The following is a 15862-nucleotide window of genomic DNA, read 5'->3' as shown; positions in this document are numbered from 1 at the left end:
ATCTTACTTCAGCCTTCTGCGAATGTCGTTCAGCTTGGACGACATCGTTCTGTAGAACTGATAGATGTCTTCTCCGTTAGCCAGCTCTACCCGCTCGTATTCGAGACGATCACGTGATTCCATGAACAGCGCAGCCAGATCATCAAGCTTTGTCAGCAGTGGGGTGATATCCTCTGAAGCTGTCAGATCGTTATCGCGGCGGGAGGCTTTGCGCAGCAATGTACTGCGATCCTTCTCCGCCAGACCGCGGAAGTTGCCAAACACTTCATACTCGGCAAAGTTACGGCTCTTCATCAGGTTTGCGAATGGCTCCCATGCGTCTTCTTCCGGGTCACGGTCATAGACGTAGAGTGCCCCTTTTTTGACGATGGTGTCGGTATATAACGCTTCGATGAAGCGGTCATACCACTGCTCCTCGTCTTGGTACTGGGCAAGAATGCCTTCGAGTTCGGCGACTTTGGCCGAGATGGCATTCATCTTTGCCAGTTCCTCACGTACACGTGCGATCAGCTGCGGAGAGCGTACCAGGTTTTCTTTGGCCATATCTTCATTAATACTTCCGAAAATATCCTTAACGCCTACACGCGGTAACCCTTCGGATTGCAGACGTTTCAGCTCGATCACGGCCCGCTTCACTTCGCCGAGGTTCGGCGTGGTGGACGTCAGACGCATGTCGTAGGCTCCCAGTTTGGCAGACAAATCAAACGCTTCTGTTGTCACAATCGCATACCGGTTGCTTGTATTCTCATCAATGGATTTGGCTGTCACAATGTTGTATCCGAGCGCCTGCTCAAACTCGTTACGTACACGGGCGTTATACTGCTTCACGCGGGCGTTCTCGTACACATCTCCCCATGATTTCTCCGGAATCGGAGACGGCAGATAGGTCCAGTTATTTTTCTCCGTTTGCACCAAGTGACGACCAATGCCTTCTTTGTCCAAAATGGTACGTTCATAACTTTCCTCATATACCTTGAGCGGTGTATACACAAAGAGTGGTACCCCGTTGCGGGTGTTCAGCCAGAATATCCGGTTACGCACTTCACTTTCCTTGACGGTAAAATGAGACTTGCCCACCGCATTGTTCTGATAATTACGAATCCCTTTCAGAATGCCTGGCGCCTGTGCCGGTACCGATACAAATCCCCATGAAGGGAAATGCAGACTGCCTGTACTGTTGCTCAGATTAAACACCGGAACGGCCTCATCATCCAGCTTGCCAGCAATGAAACGTTCCACGAATTTCTCAACCGACTCATCCTGACCATATTTGATCACCAGGAAATCTTCCATGGAACGCGTAATCAGATCACCGAATTTCTCACTCAGGAAGTCGGAGATGGAGCTGACGATATCAATCTCGTTCTCTTTCACCCACTGGCTGGAGTTTTCCAGCAATTCACGGGAGAAGTCACGAATCAGATCATCCGTATCACGCTTATCCAGCAGCCCGTCCACCACACTGACGATATCCGGTACACTTACGACGTTCCAGTAATATGTTTTGTTGCCTTTGTGATCGGCTTGTTCTTCACCGCGTGTCAGCAAATCACCATTCTTGGCGAATATCGAGCTAAGGGCGTTCAGCGTTTCGGTAAATACGTTATAAATGCGGCTGTTTTCCTGGTTCAGCAACTCATACAGATCTTCATAGAACTCGATCATCTGATCGTTGCGTTCCACGTCGGCGTGCAGCCAGTACTCATGAATTTTTGCTTCAATATAAGCATTCTTTTTCTTCTCTTTGGAGACAAAAGCACTCTTCGCATCGCCCAGTTTCTCTTCGGACTGCTCCTGAGCTGCTTCAATATCACGCGGAATGCGGAAGGCATTCTCACGCAGCGTTTCGATGTACGACTGAATCATCTTCAGTACACAGAAACCTTTTTCCGTATAAATTAGACGAGAGACATAGAACGGACCTTGTTCGGGATGCAAAAACATACGCCGGATCTGTTCAGTGAACTGACCCGCAATCTCACCCGGCAGCTGTTTCTTCGCCTTGATATATTCTTCACGAGCACGAGCCAGGAAGTTCTGCTCCAGTTCGGTATCCATATTCACAACCTGTGATTTCACCACGTTGCCATAGGATAAACGCTCACTGTTCTGATAACCAGGCAGCGGCTCTGGCACGCGCGCTTCAAAGGATTTGACCACACTTTCGAGATCAATGCCCAGCTTGCGGGCAAACTTCTCGGTATCCTCCTGATTCGGTGCTTTGGAGAACATCGTGTTCATTTTGTCGAACATGCGATACGCCAGATAGGTGGTCATCTCTTCAATCGGCAGTACAGCCGATGATGCACCAATGATGTTGTAATCATAGTTCGCCGGGTACACCTTGTTCATCTGTGCAATGTTGGTACGAATGTTGCTGATATAGTCATGGATCGCAAACTCCTCACCCGACTGCTTCTCCTCACTTGCCATGAAGTTGGTAATGTTCTCGGCCGTGACGTTCATGCAGTAGTCGTAGGCGTTCTCCAGCAATTTGCCTTCGGTATTCGTCGCTGAGATCAGGTGACACAGGTTAAATGGCGGCAGTGGTGAGTTAACTGTTAAAATATTGCCGTACTTCTGAGTAAATCGCTCACCGCGGCTATCCACGTTCATCCAGTAATCCAGCTCTTTGAGCGCAGCATATCCGTTCTTGCGAATGTATTCACGAGTGTGTTCACTCAAGCTTTTGTTGGACAGGTTCACGTCTGGCGTGAACAGATACCCAAGCGTATTGACACGGTCAATCCCGGCAGAGCCGTGATCACGTTCAATAATGCCGCGTACAATATAGGAAATATCGAGGAAACAGCCGCTACCTGTACCGCCGGACAGACCTGTCAGCAGGAACACCATCAATTTTTTGTTGGTGCCTACGGATAAAGTTTTGATCTTTTTGTCGATGGCCTGTACGACCTGATTAATCTTCGTGAACAGCAGCAGACGTCCAGCCTGACGCACACCTGCGGCGCCGTTCATGCCGTCCGTGATGCTCAGTTCTGGAGACAGCCAGTCCGTAATATAAGGCTCCAGCACGCTGCGGTTCTGTAGAAGTCCGCCGATCTCGGCATTGGACAGCAATACGAATTCATTGATCGGATCAAGTCCGATCCCTTTATACTTTTTGGCGCGATCCTGTTCGTTTGTCTCAAAAGCCAGGAACTCCACATTGTCCGGCTTGTCCATTTTTTTCTTGGAAACTGGGTCCTGTGGCAGCTTGAAACGACGGTTAATCTGATATTTGAGACGCAGCAGCGCGTCAATCCCCGTTCCCCCCAGACCAATAATCAGAATGGGGTTATCAATCGTATCAACTCTGATCTTCTCACTGACAATACCTCCGCCAAGTGATACATCCAGTTGCTGAATATGTTCTCTAACAATCGGCTTCATTCCATGTCCTCCCTTTAGTTAGACCAGTTGGGCACAAACTCATTACACTTGCCACTCCGATGACAGAGTAACCTTCCGATCGCTGTTATCCTCAGATTTTTTTGGTTCCCTTTTCTAAAGGGGAAAATCTGAGGATAAGCGTATGCTTCCGATGCAGCTTTCTTTCAGAAAGCTCTTAGGCGAACGCTTCGCTTCTTCAGGTTTTCTCTGTCCTCTCCGTTCTCGTGTAAACAATTATATCCAACTTAAATTTGCATTCCTTTTAAACCAAACAATCAACTTACACCAGATACTCAATTAAAATGGTCTTGTCCGCCTGTTGCAGCGGGATGCTCAGTCGGTCACCGTTCTTCAGTTCAACGCCTGAGCTTGCATCGACTGCACGACCGGATTTCTCCAGCGTACCGCCTGCGGTGTTACGGATTATAATTCGATCCCCATTGCTGGGCGTAAATACATATTTTTCGGTTTCCTTCAACTCAGGGTCCAGTTGCAACAACTGATGCAGATGGAATCTGCCCCGGAAGGATACCAGCTTTTTATATTGTGGATATGACTTGTCTCCCGTGTTCTCATCACGTATCTCCACAATCATCTGACCCACAAATCCCCGGTTTTTGCGTTTCAGCCAGCCCATTAGGAACCAGGCACCAACACCGACCACAATCAGGGCTATAACACCCAGAATGACAGGTAACCAAGGAAACGGCTTGTCCTGTTCACCGCCTGACGTTGTTGGTTGAGATCCACTTCCGGCTGCTCCGCTCGCGTTGATCGTGATTGGCTCACTTTCACGGTAGAAGCTGTCTTCTTCCGCACGGATGACTAATTCATAGTTATGATTGTCCGGTACTTCAAATGTACCAGCAAAGCCAGAACCTGTGTTTTCCAGCGATTGTTCTTCACTCTTGCCTGTATCCACATCTTTTACAACTAACGTGGCCTTCATATCTGCATACAGATCATTATCCTGAAGTGGCTGACCGCCATTCTCCAGTTTGGCAGCAAGATCAACCTTGTCCCCTTTGGTATAGGACTTGGTCTTAATTGGGTCCACAACAAGCTGAAGATCATAGTTGAACAACAGGTTGATATCGATGCTGTCTTTCGGAGCCCCTTTTACCCGAAGTTTCCAGTCTCCCTCTTGGGGTTTCAACAGCTTCACGAGTGAATAACTCTTCGACGTTGAGAGCTTGGCTGCATCCGAGTTCAAATCCACGGCTTGTCCGGAAGGGTCTGTCAATTGTACTTCTACCGGCTTTGAGGACATGATCGAAATGTTTGCTTCCAGCACACTGTCGTTTGGCACGTTCACGGTAACTTCCTGATAACTGCCGTTTCCCGTTACAGAGGGCAGTTTCACGACATTCAATTTGGCATGATCGGCGAAGATCTCACTCAGAATCTGTGGCAGATCATCCGGCGTATCGGTAATGAATGACTTGCCTCCGGTCTGCTGGGCCAGGTTTGCGAGTGCACCCTTGTTCAACTTGCCATCCGCGTTCAGTCCAATCGTATACACCGGGATACCCTGATCCTGTGCTTCCTTCACGGCTTTTGCCAGGTCAGCATCGGATTGTGCCTGTGTACGGCCTTTGGTTTTGTTAAAGTCATTGTTGCCATCCGCCAGCAGCACGATCATTGGCGAGTGGGATGGGTCTGCACCATGATTCAGTATGTTCACGGCTTCAGCGACACCAACAGAGACATCGGTATATGGCCCCCGGCCGAGCTGATCAATAAAATCTTTCAGGCTGCTCTTGTCCGCATCGGACTGAATCTCCAGCATAGCCTTTTCCCGCTCCACCTGATCGGTATAAGCGACAATCCCTACCTTGTCCCCCTGGACTGGGAGCATATCAATAAACATTTTCATGGCTTCATTACTGATCTTGTCACGGTCACTTGTATTCATTGAGTTACTTACATCGGCTACAAGTACCGCATCGATTCCGCTCGTCTGTGCCTGAGCCGCTGCAGCTTGTGGCAGCAACGCTTGAGGTAACAGTAGCGTTAGAATTGCCAGCAGAACCATCGTTCCACTGAGCCAGCGTATTTTGCGTGTCCGCAGCATTGGGTGTACTCCTTCACGTTTGAGATTAAAATGGGAATAGTTTATTATAGGCGTCAAGCCTTAAGGAAATCTTAACAGTCTACTAATAAATTCTGAAAAGCACCCCTATCTTGAGTTACAGTTTTGTAATGACTGACAAAAATCGACGATTTCATGCCTGTAACTGGCACAAAAGTACCAACTATGGAAATATGATATAGTTATTGCCAGCAAACTGCAATATAACAGCGCTTGTTTACCAAGCCATAGAAGGGAACGGATTATGGTTACATACGGATGCCTCGCCATATTGTTTCTTTTTGTCATCATAAAGGTAATTGCACTCCAGCTTCATCGGCGGAAACCGGTCTCCCGCGAAGACACGGATCGTACCCTCTACACTATTCTGAATGGTGAGCGTGATTGAGCATGAGTACTAAACTAGTTGTATCCATACGACCATTTCAACGAACGACATATGCCTATGAAAAGTTGCAAGTCTGCACCCGTTGTGGACAGTATACCTGCCTGTGGGAAGAGGAGTGCACGGCCTGTGGCCGGGGTACCCTAAATTCCGTCCAAGCGAAGGCAACTTCCCGTGTGAAACGCCGCATTGCACGCGACCTGTTCATTACGATATTGTTCGGTGCAGCTGCCACCTATTTCGGTGAGACCATAGATCAGACCATGGCGGCAGCCAGCGTTTCCCTGCTGCTTCTGGCCTTACTAATCTTCATGCAGAAACGTTCGTTCGAGGTAGAGCAGCAGCGCGAGTTGAAGCGCATGTTGCAACAGGACGAGGAACTCATCCGCCAGGGCATCAACCGCAACTGGGCTCTGGTCGCCGAAGCCCGAAAGCAGGATGAAGCACTCGCCTATGAGATGCTCCGCGAGATCGGCTCCCTCGTCTACAATGACCGGATTCGACTGCAACAGGTTGCGCTGTTACAATCCTTTGTCCTGCGCAGTGATATGGATCTGCAGCTCAAGCCCTTGCTGCTACGCAGCTTCGAGCGGCTGCTGGCTGAATATATCGGTGAGATTGCACGGCTTAAGCCGGATTTGATCCGGGAAGATGCGATTCGTTATATCGCTACCTATGAAGTGAACATTTTACAGCTCCACAACGGAATTCAGATTCTTACAGCGGTAGCTGCTGCTGCTGTGCGCAAGAGCAAATATATTGAGTTATTCCCTAGTCTTATTACCCGCTACGCCCGCTTTATGCCCAAGGATCGATTCATGAGACTTTATCATACGATTGAACGCTATCCGAGCAAGGCACGCGGGGGACTGGCGGAGTCGGTAGGCCGGGTGTATAACGAGAAATATCGGGATCAATACGCAGATGTTCATGTATAGGAATGATATATTGAGAAAGAAAAACGTAATTTAGTGCAAACTCACTCCGTGTATATAGACGAATGGAATTTCAACCACCCCTGCATGCGCGTCAGCACCACAGATCAAAGGTTATGATTCTAATGATATAAGAATTAATCCAAAAACACCCCATCCTTAGGTCTAGGATGAGGTGTTTTGAAGTTTATGGCAGTCTGCCAAGTGCTATGCGCAGTACACGGACACAAAGAAAAAATACCCAAATGGCATTTCCCATGGAATGAAGCAGGCGCGCAAACAGGCACTCGCAGACGACAAAAACAATAAGCGCAAATGATCAACTATCCTGTTGAAAAAGGGCCGCGACGTGGTTCCGTCGCGACCCTTGATCTGAGGGTTCGGTACATGTGTACCCGAACCCTCTCATATGTGCCATGCCAAACCCTGTGGCATGGCATGGTGCCTGCGCAATTGCGGCTGCATCGCCGCTTGCGCCAAGGCTTTACCGTCCGCGACGAGAATCGCGACGGTCACCCTTCGCCGGTCCGCGTCCTGCGGATTCCGGACGGCGAGAGCCTTCGCTGCTGCGCCCGGAGGTGCGCTTGTCGGCACTACGGCCAGCCCAGCCGCTGCTAGCTGCACCGCGGCCGCCTTGGCCCGCTGCACCGCGACTGCTGTCGCTGCTGCGCGCGGAACCACGACCTGCGCTGCGCTCGTCGCCACTGCGACCCGCACCGCGTCCACCTTGGCCTGCTGCACCGCGACTGCTGTCGCTGCTGCGGCCACCGCTACGACCACCACTGCGTCCGCCTTCACTGCGTCCACCTTCGCCGCCACGGGAACCACGACCCCCACGTCCGCCATCTCTGCGATCGTTACGGCCTGCACCGCGACGGGCACTACCAGTTCCGGAAGAGCGTCCGCCTGAACGTTCGTCATCTCCTTGACTGTTGATGGAACGTCTAGCTGCTCCAGTTGAAGCAATTGGACCTTCGCTCGTCCACTGGATACGGGACAGCTTCTGGTCAATACCTTGTTCAATACGTGCAAGTTCCGGTCTGTCATGCTCTGTTGCAAACGTTACAGCAAGACCTGTACCGCCTGCACGGCCCGTACGACCAATCCGGTGGATATAACTTTCCGCATCATGCGGCATATCGTAGTTAAATACATGCGTTACGCCTTCAACATCAAGTCCACGTGCAGCTACATCTGTAGCAACGAGCACTTGCAGTTTGGCATCGCGGAACGCTTTCATTACGTTCTCACGCTTGGATTGGGACAGATCTCCATGAAGTTCATCACTTGCATAACCTGCTTCACGCAGATCTTGGTTCAGCTTGGATGCACGACGCTTGGTCCGGCAGAAAATAATCGCCAAGTAAGGGCGATACGTATCAATCATGCCGCGAAGCGCTTCGAGCTTACCGCGATCCGTACATTCCAGAACTTGCTGGCGAATCTGTTTGATCGGAATAACAGATTGGGAAGATACTTTTACATCTTCCGGATCTTTCATGTAGGTCTTCGCCAGGTTGCGAATCCCCTTTGGCATCGTTGCCGAGAACAGCATTGTCTGACGTTTATGTGGCAGCTCACTAAGAATCGTCTCCACATCGTCCAGGAAGCCCATGTGCAACATTTGGTCGGCTTCATCCAGCACCAGTTTTTTCACATTATCAAGCTTCAACGTGCCACGGCGCAGGTGATCCAGGAGACGACCCGGTGTACCAATAACGATCTGGGTACCGTTCTGCAATTTACGCAGTTGCTTGTCCACATCCTGCCCGCCGTATACGGCAAGCACGTGCAGTTTATCGTCGTTAGCAGTAAGCTTCTTCGCTTCTTCCGTAATTTGCAGCGCAAGCTCACGCGTAGGCGCAATAATCAGCGCTTGTGGCGAACGGTCGGATACGTTAATTTTCTGAATAATCGGCAGCAAAAATGCCAGCGTTTTCCCTGTTCCTGTCTGTGCCTCGGCGATAATATCGCGTCCACCCAGCAGTACCGGAATCGAACGCTCCTGTACCGGAGTCGGCACGGCGATGCCCTGATGTTTCAGGATCTCGCACCATTCCGGGCGAATGCCCAGTTGTTCAAAGTTTGCCAATCGTTACACCTCTGTATATTCATTTAGATAAGTCCATTTCATAATGACCTTAGTATCAGTATCTGCCATCAAGACTAGTTTTCCTTATATCAATCATGATTATGAAATGAATTTTTTAAAAAGCAATCCACTCGTTGCTCTTCTTCTCCATACCCTGTAGTTTACACGTTAGTCAAGCAAAACAAAAGGGGATACAGCGTTACACCCCTAACTTGTAGCACAAAATCCCAAGATCAGCGTAAGTTGTATCGACCAAGTGAGTTTGAGGATGGTTTTGAGAGCAACTACAGAAGCACCTCTGAGCATGGTGATGAGTGAAACAAGCTAAAGCGCTAGCTTGAAGTATGACCCTGACTCTGTAGAATGGGGTTGAGGGTTGAGGATTGAACTGCATGTGGTCAGGCGGAGGGCATAGCGGGGGTATATGTCTAATGGTACTTTTTGAGAAGTATGTAATGGATCGTGATGTTCATAACCCAAGATAGTTTAGTGATATCGTTGAGATAGCTGTTATGCTTCTATGTCATCCTGAAAACAGATAAAAAGAGAGCTATTTTGCAAAAGTTTCAGGAATTGAAAGGTCCTTACACAACTCTCTACATTGAGATCAAGATTCAAGATTTCTCGCGGTTCAAAAATAGCTCTAACGATGCAATTCCCACGTACCCCTAATTCTAACGAATCCAGGACACCCTATTACGCCAATCAAAGCCGTTTGAATTTTCTAACGAACTCCCGTCACCTTATTACTCGGAAATACACGCGAAACATCATCAGTATGGGTGGAATCAGCAAAATAAGATGTCTGAGATTCGTTAGAATAACGACAATAGCAAATAACCCCATATAAGACGTGTCAGGTTCGTTAGAATTTACAAACACTGAGGACACAAGCTCCAACACAATAACATCGATTACAGCAATAACAACATCTACTAGAACCAGAACACCAACTACAAATACTAGAACTAACAACAACCAGCACTACCTATACTTCTACTAGAACTTCTACTAGAACTTCTACTACAACTACCACTACCACCATTAGAACTACTACTTCTTCTTCGTTCTTTTTTCTCCTTCACTGTACACACCACACACTCTAATAAAAAAAACAGCGGCGCCCTCTCCCCGACTTACATTAGGGAAAAAGTGCGCCGCTGATTAAAAGTATCTTTTTATGTTATCTACTTCATAGGGCTGTTGCATGTCTGCTCACCACTATTTTAGGACAGTAGCCTTCATAACTTCATTGCTTGTTTAGATCCTTAATTCCAGATTTACTAAGCCGTTCATTTTTCAGCTTGTCTGCGTAACTACGTTTCGACATTGTACCTTTGTACAACAATCTTTGTACAACCAAGTTACGAACTGTGCCCGCCCGCTGTGGCAAACCCACTCTGTTCAAGAATACGGGAGCTTTCCTCGTTTAAACCGCGCAGGTGCACCGTTTTGCCCAGCTTCGCGTATTTGAATTTCACTTTGCCTATAGCCACAACCGCAGTATTATCCCAGATATGTGATCCTCCAAAATCAATTGTGATCTCCTTCGGATCGGCCTCTGCATCGAACTCATCTACAAAGCGGGACGAAGAACCAAAGAAGAACGGTCCGTGAACCCGATATACTTTCTGCCCTTGCTCTTGGCTCGCCTGTACGCGAATCTTGGTCTGTTTCCAGCCAAAATGCAGCACACTGAGCACAACGCCAACCATAACCCCGATCGACAGATCGTGGGTATAGACCACAATTGTCACTGTCACGATCATGACAAAGGCTTCCGCGCGCGGCACGCGAGCAATATTTTTGATAGAACTCCAGTCGAATGTTCCGATACACACCATAAACATTACACCGACGAGCGCCCCCATCGGTACCTGTTTCACCACACCGCTAAATAACAGCAACAGGATTGCCAGAAACGCACCCGCAGTAAACGTAGATAATCTTCCACGTCCCCCAGACTTCACATTAATGACCGACTGCCCAATCATCGCACAGCCGCCCATGCCGCCAAACAAGCCGTTCACGAAATTTGCGATACCCTGACCACGCACCTCACGGTTCTTACTGCTCTTGGTCTCGGTCATCTCATCTACGATGGTTGCGGTCAGCAGCGATTCCAATAGCCCAACCAGTGCCATAGTGAATGAATAAGGCAGCAGAATCATTAGCGTGTCCCAAGTCCATGCAATATTCGGCAAGTGGAACATCGGCAGAGTACTCGTTATATTCCCCATGTCTCCGACCGTTCTTACGTCCAGATGAAACACCAAGGTAATAATCGTCATCACGATGATTGCAATCAGTGGAGCCGGAACGCCTTTGAAAAACCGTGGCAAAATATAAACGATCGCTAACGTGCCCGCCACCATCGCATACATGATCCAGTTCGCTCCCGTGAAGTGGGTTAACTGCGCCATAAAGATCAGGATAGCCAGTGCATTCACGAATCCGGTCAGTACCGAATGAGGCACAAACGTAATAAATCGCCCAACCTTAAATATGCCCAGTAGAAACTGGATAATGCCCGTCAAAATCGTCGCTGCAAAAAGATATTCCACGCCATAATCCTTGACGAGTCCAACCATCAGTACCGCCATGGCACCTGTTGCCGCCGAGATCATGCCTGGTCTTCCACCAGCAATCGAGATCACAATCGCAATCGTAATCGAAGCGTATAATCCGACCATCGGATCAACACCTGCAATGATGGAGAAAGCAATGGCTTCCGGAATTAACGCCAGCGCTACCGTAATGCCTGCCAGCACGTCTCCGCGAATGTTGCCAAACCATTGTTGTTTTAAAGTATTCATATGTTCTTGCCGTTCCTCCTACGTGTATTCCTCATAATGGACAATCTTACTGAAGAGTAACAGAAGCCGTTCACACTAACCAACTACCCAGGACAGCACAAAACAACGGATTCCTCTCCGCATCATTCGCCTATGCTGTTGCCTGAATTGCATCATTCTTCACCATCCGTATATCCTTGACGGTTAATGTGCACTCACGTTTTTTCCGTTCCAATGTGTACCGCTATTGTTCCATTACCTTCAGTTGTCTTACTCATGCCACATCAGGAGTTGATCCTGATGCCAATAGGTTTTCCCCTCTCAGAAAAACCGGGTCCGTTAATGTACTGACCTATTATTATAGTCACAGGACCGGATATGTACTAATACAGTTAAGGCGAAAAAATAGAACCTTTCCTTCTATTATCTTAATCTTTCTATAATTTACTCACCAATTCTCTACTCACAAAAAATAACCCGCAAAGATCCTTTGAAGAAAGTCTCTTTACGGGTGTTCATGTAATACTATGCTAGAATCTTCCTGATTTGAATATCGAATAGAGCAGGAACGCCACCATCAGAATCGCCACCAGGAAACCAATCTCAATGACCGGAATATCCCACAGCATCGTGGATTGATGACTGATCGACGAACCGATAATCAAGCCCACCATGATAATACAAAAGGCAAGTAACACGATACTGAAGGACAGTCGATTACTAATCTGGTCCATTCTGCGCATGAGTGCATCCAGTTCAGGGACACTAATCTCCAGCCTCAGCTTGCCTTTGCTAATAATGGATGATAATTGCCTTAACTGCCCTGGCAGACCAATGACACTCTCGGCCATATCAGCCGCACTGCGGAACAATCGATTCTTGATTCTTCCGGCACTAAAACGTTCCTTGATCAGCTTACGGCCAAAGGGTTCAGCCATATCTACAATGCTCAGGGAAGGATCAAGATGTTCAATCACACCTTCCATCGTCAGCAACGATTTACCGAGCAGCAGAATATCGGCAGGCATGACAACCCGGTGCCTCTGGGCTACGCCGAACAAGTCATTCAGCGCCTGACCCACACTAATCTTGGAAAAGGGAATATCGTAATATTTGTTACGCAACTTGTCCAAATCCACATGAAGCCCACGCAGATCCATGTCATCTGGCATCATGCCAAGTTTCTCAATTGCCCGGATCATACTGTCCGTATCTTTGCGCATTAACCCAATAATAAGCGAAGCAAGCTGCTGTTTCATCTCATCACTCAGACTGCCCACCATACCAAAGTCTATAAAGGCAAGACGTCCATCCTTCAATACCATCAGGTTGCCCGGATGTGGGTCAGCGTGAAAGAATCCATGAATAAAGATCTGATTCAATAATGAGTCTACCAGCCGCTCAGCAATATTGTTCAGATCATGACCGCGTCTGACCAGTTCTTCACGATCATTGAGTTTGATACCTTCGATATACTCCATCGTGAGCACACGGGACGACGTCTGATCCCAGTAAATTGCCGGGATTTTCACCTTGTTGTCCTGTTGGTATTGCTGTGCAATCTTTTCCGTATTGCGGCCTTCGACCGTATAATCCAGCTCGGCCATCAGTGCCTGAGCATATTCTTCGACCATTTGCGGAATCTGATATTGCTTCACCCAGTCCCAGCGCTTCTCGGCCATGGCTGTCAGTTCACGCAAAATATCCAGGTCACGCTGCACAATACGCGATATACCCGGCCGCTGAATCTTGATGGCTACCGACTCACCGCTTCGAAGTTTGCCCAGATGCACCTGTCCAATGCTGGCCGCAGCTACAGGGGTATCCTCGAACCGGGAAAAGATCTCCTCCAGCGGTGTATCCAATTCCTGTTCCAAAATACCCCGTGCCGTCTCGGAAGAGAACGGCGGGACCTGATCCTGCAACTTCACCAGCTCACGAATGACAGACTCAGGCAATAGATCTGCCCTTGTGCTTGCGAGTTGCCCCAGCTTAACGAAAGCTGGCCCCAGCTCCTGCAGCACAAGCCTGATGCGTTCACTCAGCGTTTTGGTGGTGTGTGCTTCACGCGACATCCACCGTCTGGGCAGAGCCAGCAGCTGGAACAAACCCAGCTCCTCGACCATATAACCGAAGCCATGACGCACTAGCGCCATGGCAATTTCACGGTATCTGCCGACATGTTTGATTCGCACTGCCATCTACTCGATCTCGTTTCCTTTGAGAGGAGGAGGAACTTCAAGTGGAGCTGGGGATTCATCAGGTTGGAGTTGTGGTGATTGGCCCAGTTCCGCAAGTTTTTTCTCCAGGACAGCAACGCGCTGTTCCAGACTGGTTACATCACTTTCGGATGCCACACCAGCTTCCTGAAGCACTCGCTTGACCTGTTCCTGAATCATTCTCTTGAACTGGCCCTGTTCTTCATCGCCCCGTTCCAGCAGACGTTCAACCAAAGCTTTGGATTCACCGGGCGCAAGTTCCCCGCGCTTGACCAAATCATCCACGGTTTTCTCAATTTTTTCTTTGCTTACGACAGTAAGACCAAGCCCTAACGAGATCGCCTTTTTGAACAAATCGCTCATTTTTGTCATCCTCCTCTTCGTTGATCTCTATATTATACCCCTTATACTCTGCATGCAAAGATGTCTGTCCGATCAGACGTAACGCGCAGCCCATTTGCCTGCTTGCAGAAGTAACTTCCGGTACGTTTCGTGTGCAAAAGACGGCACATGGTGACCCGGCATCAGATAAACAATACGCCCAACACCATATCGATGAGCCCAAACCGCAGGCTTTGGTCCTTCCTCGGATTGATATTCCAGCAATATTTTCGTCTCGGCAAAAGAACCAAATTCGAACTGATACGGCTCTTCTTCCATTGTGAAATTGGAAATGCCCTCCGTCACGGGATGGCTTTCCGCCGTTACAGTGAATTCAAGCGGTGCATACGCCGGATGATGGAGGAACTTGGCACCGATCATCTGTTTGAGCTCATAACGATTTTGGAGCGAAATGCCGTTATGTATAATGACCAGTCCACCTCCATTACTTACATAGGACAACAAACCTGCTGTCTGCTGTGGAGAGACTTTCCCTTTCCAATCGTCCATGTATGAGATACATACATCAAACCCGGTTATATTTTCTTGCAGCAGCATATTCCGATTCTCACTGCACTGCACAGTCATAGTATCATGGAAAATTCGGCTAATCTCCGCATCCACACCTTGAAGCGGGTGCCAATCCGGATGTGTATAATCGCCAAGTAGTAATGCTTTTTTACGATGATCCATTCAATCAATCTCCTTTCTTGTTCACCTCACTGTATCAATCAACTACCAGGGGAGCTTCTCACCCTTGTAGTCCACATATGCGGGTTGATCTCCTTTAAACTGTTCATGGCGGTCGATAAGTACTGCGATATGCTGTGCAGATTGCTCGGGCGTGAGATCCGCAGCAACATCCAATTCGCCCCTCATATAACTCTGTACCCAACCGGGATGCACAAGCATCACTTGTCCGCCTTCATCCTTCAGACCATTGTGCACAAGACGGGCCTGCATGTTCAAAGCAGCTTTGGACATACAATAGGCATACCACCCATCCCGACTGCATTGCTCTATACTTCCAGCCTCGGAAGAGATATCAACAATCAGCTTGACCTGTCCTTGAAGAAGGAGGGGTAACAGGGAATGAGTCACACGCAGTGTGCCTAAGGTGTTCACATTAAATACTTCAGCCATCTCCGCCATATTCATCGGCCCGCGGATATGATCCGTAATACTTCCTAGTATAGCCGCATTATTGATCAGCATATCCAAATGATTCGTATCCAGCTTCAATGTCTCCGTGAACAGAGCTACCGACAGGTCGTCCGCGATATCCAGTTCGATGGCGCGCAGATGGTCCGGATATCCTTCTGCAAGCATACGAATCCCCTCGGAATCTTCCACGTCCAGACCGGCCGCATACACGAGATACCCTCTCTTCAGCATCTGTGCCGTCAAAGCCAATCCCAATCCCCGAGCAGCTCCCGTTACACATACGGTTCTCATCATGATGTCCCTCCCTCGCATAATGATTCTGTCTTTTATTCATTCCACATATTCATCTGAAAACCTTTAATTCAGAATGGGATCGCCAACTTCACGACCAAAGACTCATGAGGTA

General features: G+C 48.5%; 10 protein-coding genes. 2 read left to right on the top strand and 8 right to left on the bottom strand.

Translation table 11 applies throughout. The features are described from left to right. Positions 1–3: 3 nt before the first annotated feature. Together MHI14_RS02320 and MHI14_RS02315 are read right to left on the bottom strand one after the other, a co-directional pair. Positions 4–3393, bottom strand: coding sequence for a tubulin-like doman-containing protein (locus MHI14_RS02320; protein WP_091036105.1), 3390 nt, complete (start codon positions 3391–3393; stop codon positions 4–6). A 280-nt stretch (positions 3394–3673) separates the two neighbouring features. Beyond that, positions 3674–5467 carry a vWA domain-containing protein gene (locus tag MHI14_RS02315; RefSeq protein WP_341129799.1) on the bottom strand — a complete coding sequence of 598 codons (1794 nt, stop codon included), beginning with the start codon at positions 5465–5467 and terminating at the stop codon, positions 3674–3676. 262 nt (positions 5468–5729) lie between these two features. On the opposite strand from MHI14_RS02315, the gene MHI14_RS02310 reads away from it, so the two are divergent. Together MHI14_RS02310 and MHI14_RS02305 are read left to right on the top strand one after the other, a co-directional pair. Beyond that, positions 5730–5873: a hypothetical protein gene (locus tag MHI14_RS02310; RefSeq protein WP_165980303.1), complete on the top strand. Its 144-nt coding sequence runs from the start codon at positions 5730–5732 to the stop codon at positions 5871–5873. Positions 5874–5875: 2 nt separating this feature from the next. Then, complete coding sequence (locus MHI14_RS02305; RefSeq protein ID WP_091036100.1) at positions 5876–6808, top strand: hypothetical protein; 933 nt, start codon at positions 5876–5878, stop codon at positions 6806–6808. Between the two features lie 481 nt (positions 6809–7289). Here MHI14_RS02305 and MHI14_RS02300 read toward each other — a convergent pair whose 3' ends face one another. From MHI14_RS02300 to MHI14_RS02275, 6 genes are all read right to left on the bottom strand, one after another. Further along, entirely contained in the window at positions 7290–8897 is a 1608-nt protein-coding gene (locus MHI14_RS02300) for a DEAD/DEAH box helicase (protein WP_074092592.1), read from the bottom strand. A gap of 1364 nt (positions 8898–10261) precedes the next feature. Further along, positions 10262–11713: a SulP family inorganic anion transporter gene (locus MHI14_RS02295; protein WP_341129798.1), complete on the bottom strand. Its 1452-nt coding sequence runs from the start codon at positions 11711–11713 to the stop codon at positions 10262–10264. A 509-nt stretch (positions 11714–12222) separates the two neighbouring features. Continuing rightward, positions 12223–13893, bottom strand: coding sequence for an ABC1 kinase family protein (locus MHI14_RS02290; RefSeq protein ID WP_091036093.1), 1671 nt, complete (start codon positions 13891–13893; stop codon positions 12223–12225). After that, positions 13894–14274, bottom strand: coding sequence for a phasin family protein (locus tag MHI14_RS02285; RefSeq protein WP_091036091.1), 381 nt, complete (start codon positions 14272–14274; stop codon positions 13894–13896). A gap of 72 nt (positions 14275–14346) precedes the next feature. Further along, positions 14347–14985, bottom strand: coding sequence for a ThuA domain-containing protein (locus MHI14_RS02280; RefSeq protein ID WP_036667831.1), 639 nt, complete (start codon positions 14983–14985; stop codon positions 14347–14349). A gap of 42 nt (positions 14986–15027) precedes the next feature. Next, entirely contained in the window at positions 15028–15747 is a 720-nt protein-coding gene (locus tag MHI14_RS02275; RefSeq protein WP_133386153.1) for an SDR family oxidoreductase, read from the bottom strand. Positions 15748–15862 lie beyond the last annotated feature (115 nt).

It is taken from the genome of Paenibacillus sp. FSL K6-2393, from assembly GCF_038002545.1.
GTDB lineage: Bacteria > Bacillota > Bacilli > Paenibacillales > Paenibacillaceae > Paenibacillus.
The sequence above is the reverse complement of the archived record's forward strand: the minus strand, read 5'-3'. Positions and strand labels throughout refer to the sequence as shown.

Coding starts and splice junctions, on each gene's coding strand:
- MHI14_RS02305 (WP_091036100.1), top strand. CDS start 5,876: ATGAGTACTAAACTAGTTGTATCCATACGACCATTTCAACGAACGACA.
- MHI14_RS02295 (WP_341129798.1), bottom strand. CDS start 11,713: ATGAATACTTTAAAACAACAATGGTTTGGCAACATTCGCGGAGACGTG.
- MHI14_RS02290 (WP_091036093.1), bottom strand. CDS start 13,893: ATGGCAGTGCGAATCAAACATGTCGGCAGATACCGTGAAATTGCCATG.
- MHI14_RS02315 (WP_341129799.1), bottom strand. CDS start 5,467: ATGCTGCGGACACGCAAAATACGCTGGCTCAGTGGAACGATGGTTCTG.
- MHI14_RS02275 (WP_133386153.1), bottom strand. CDS start 15,747: ATGAGAACCGTATGTGTAACGGGAGCTGCTCGGGGATTGGGATTGGCT.
- MHI14_RS02280 (WP_036667831.1), bottom strand. CDS start 14,985: ATGGATCATCGTAAAAAAGCATTACTACTTGGCGATTATACACATCCG.
- MHI14_RS02310 (WP_165980303.1), top strand. CDS start 5,730: ATGGTTACATACGGATGCCTCGCCATATTGTTTCTTTTTGTCATCATA.
- MHI14_RS02320 (WP_091036105.1), bottom strand. CDS start 3,393: ATGAAGCCGATTGTTAGAGAACATATTCAGCAACTGGATGTATCACTT.
- MHI14_RS02285 (WP_091036091.1), bottom strand. CDS start 14,274: ATGAGCGATTTGTTCAAAAAGGCGATCTCGTTAGGGCTTGGTCTTACT.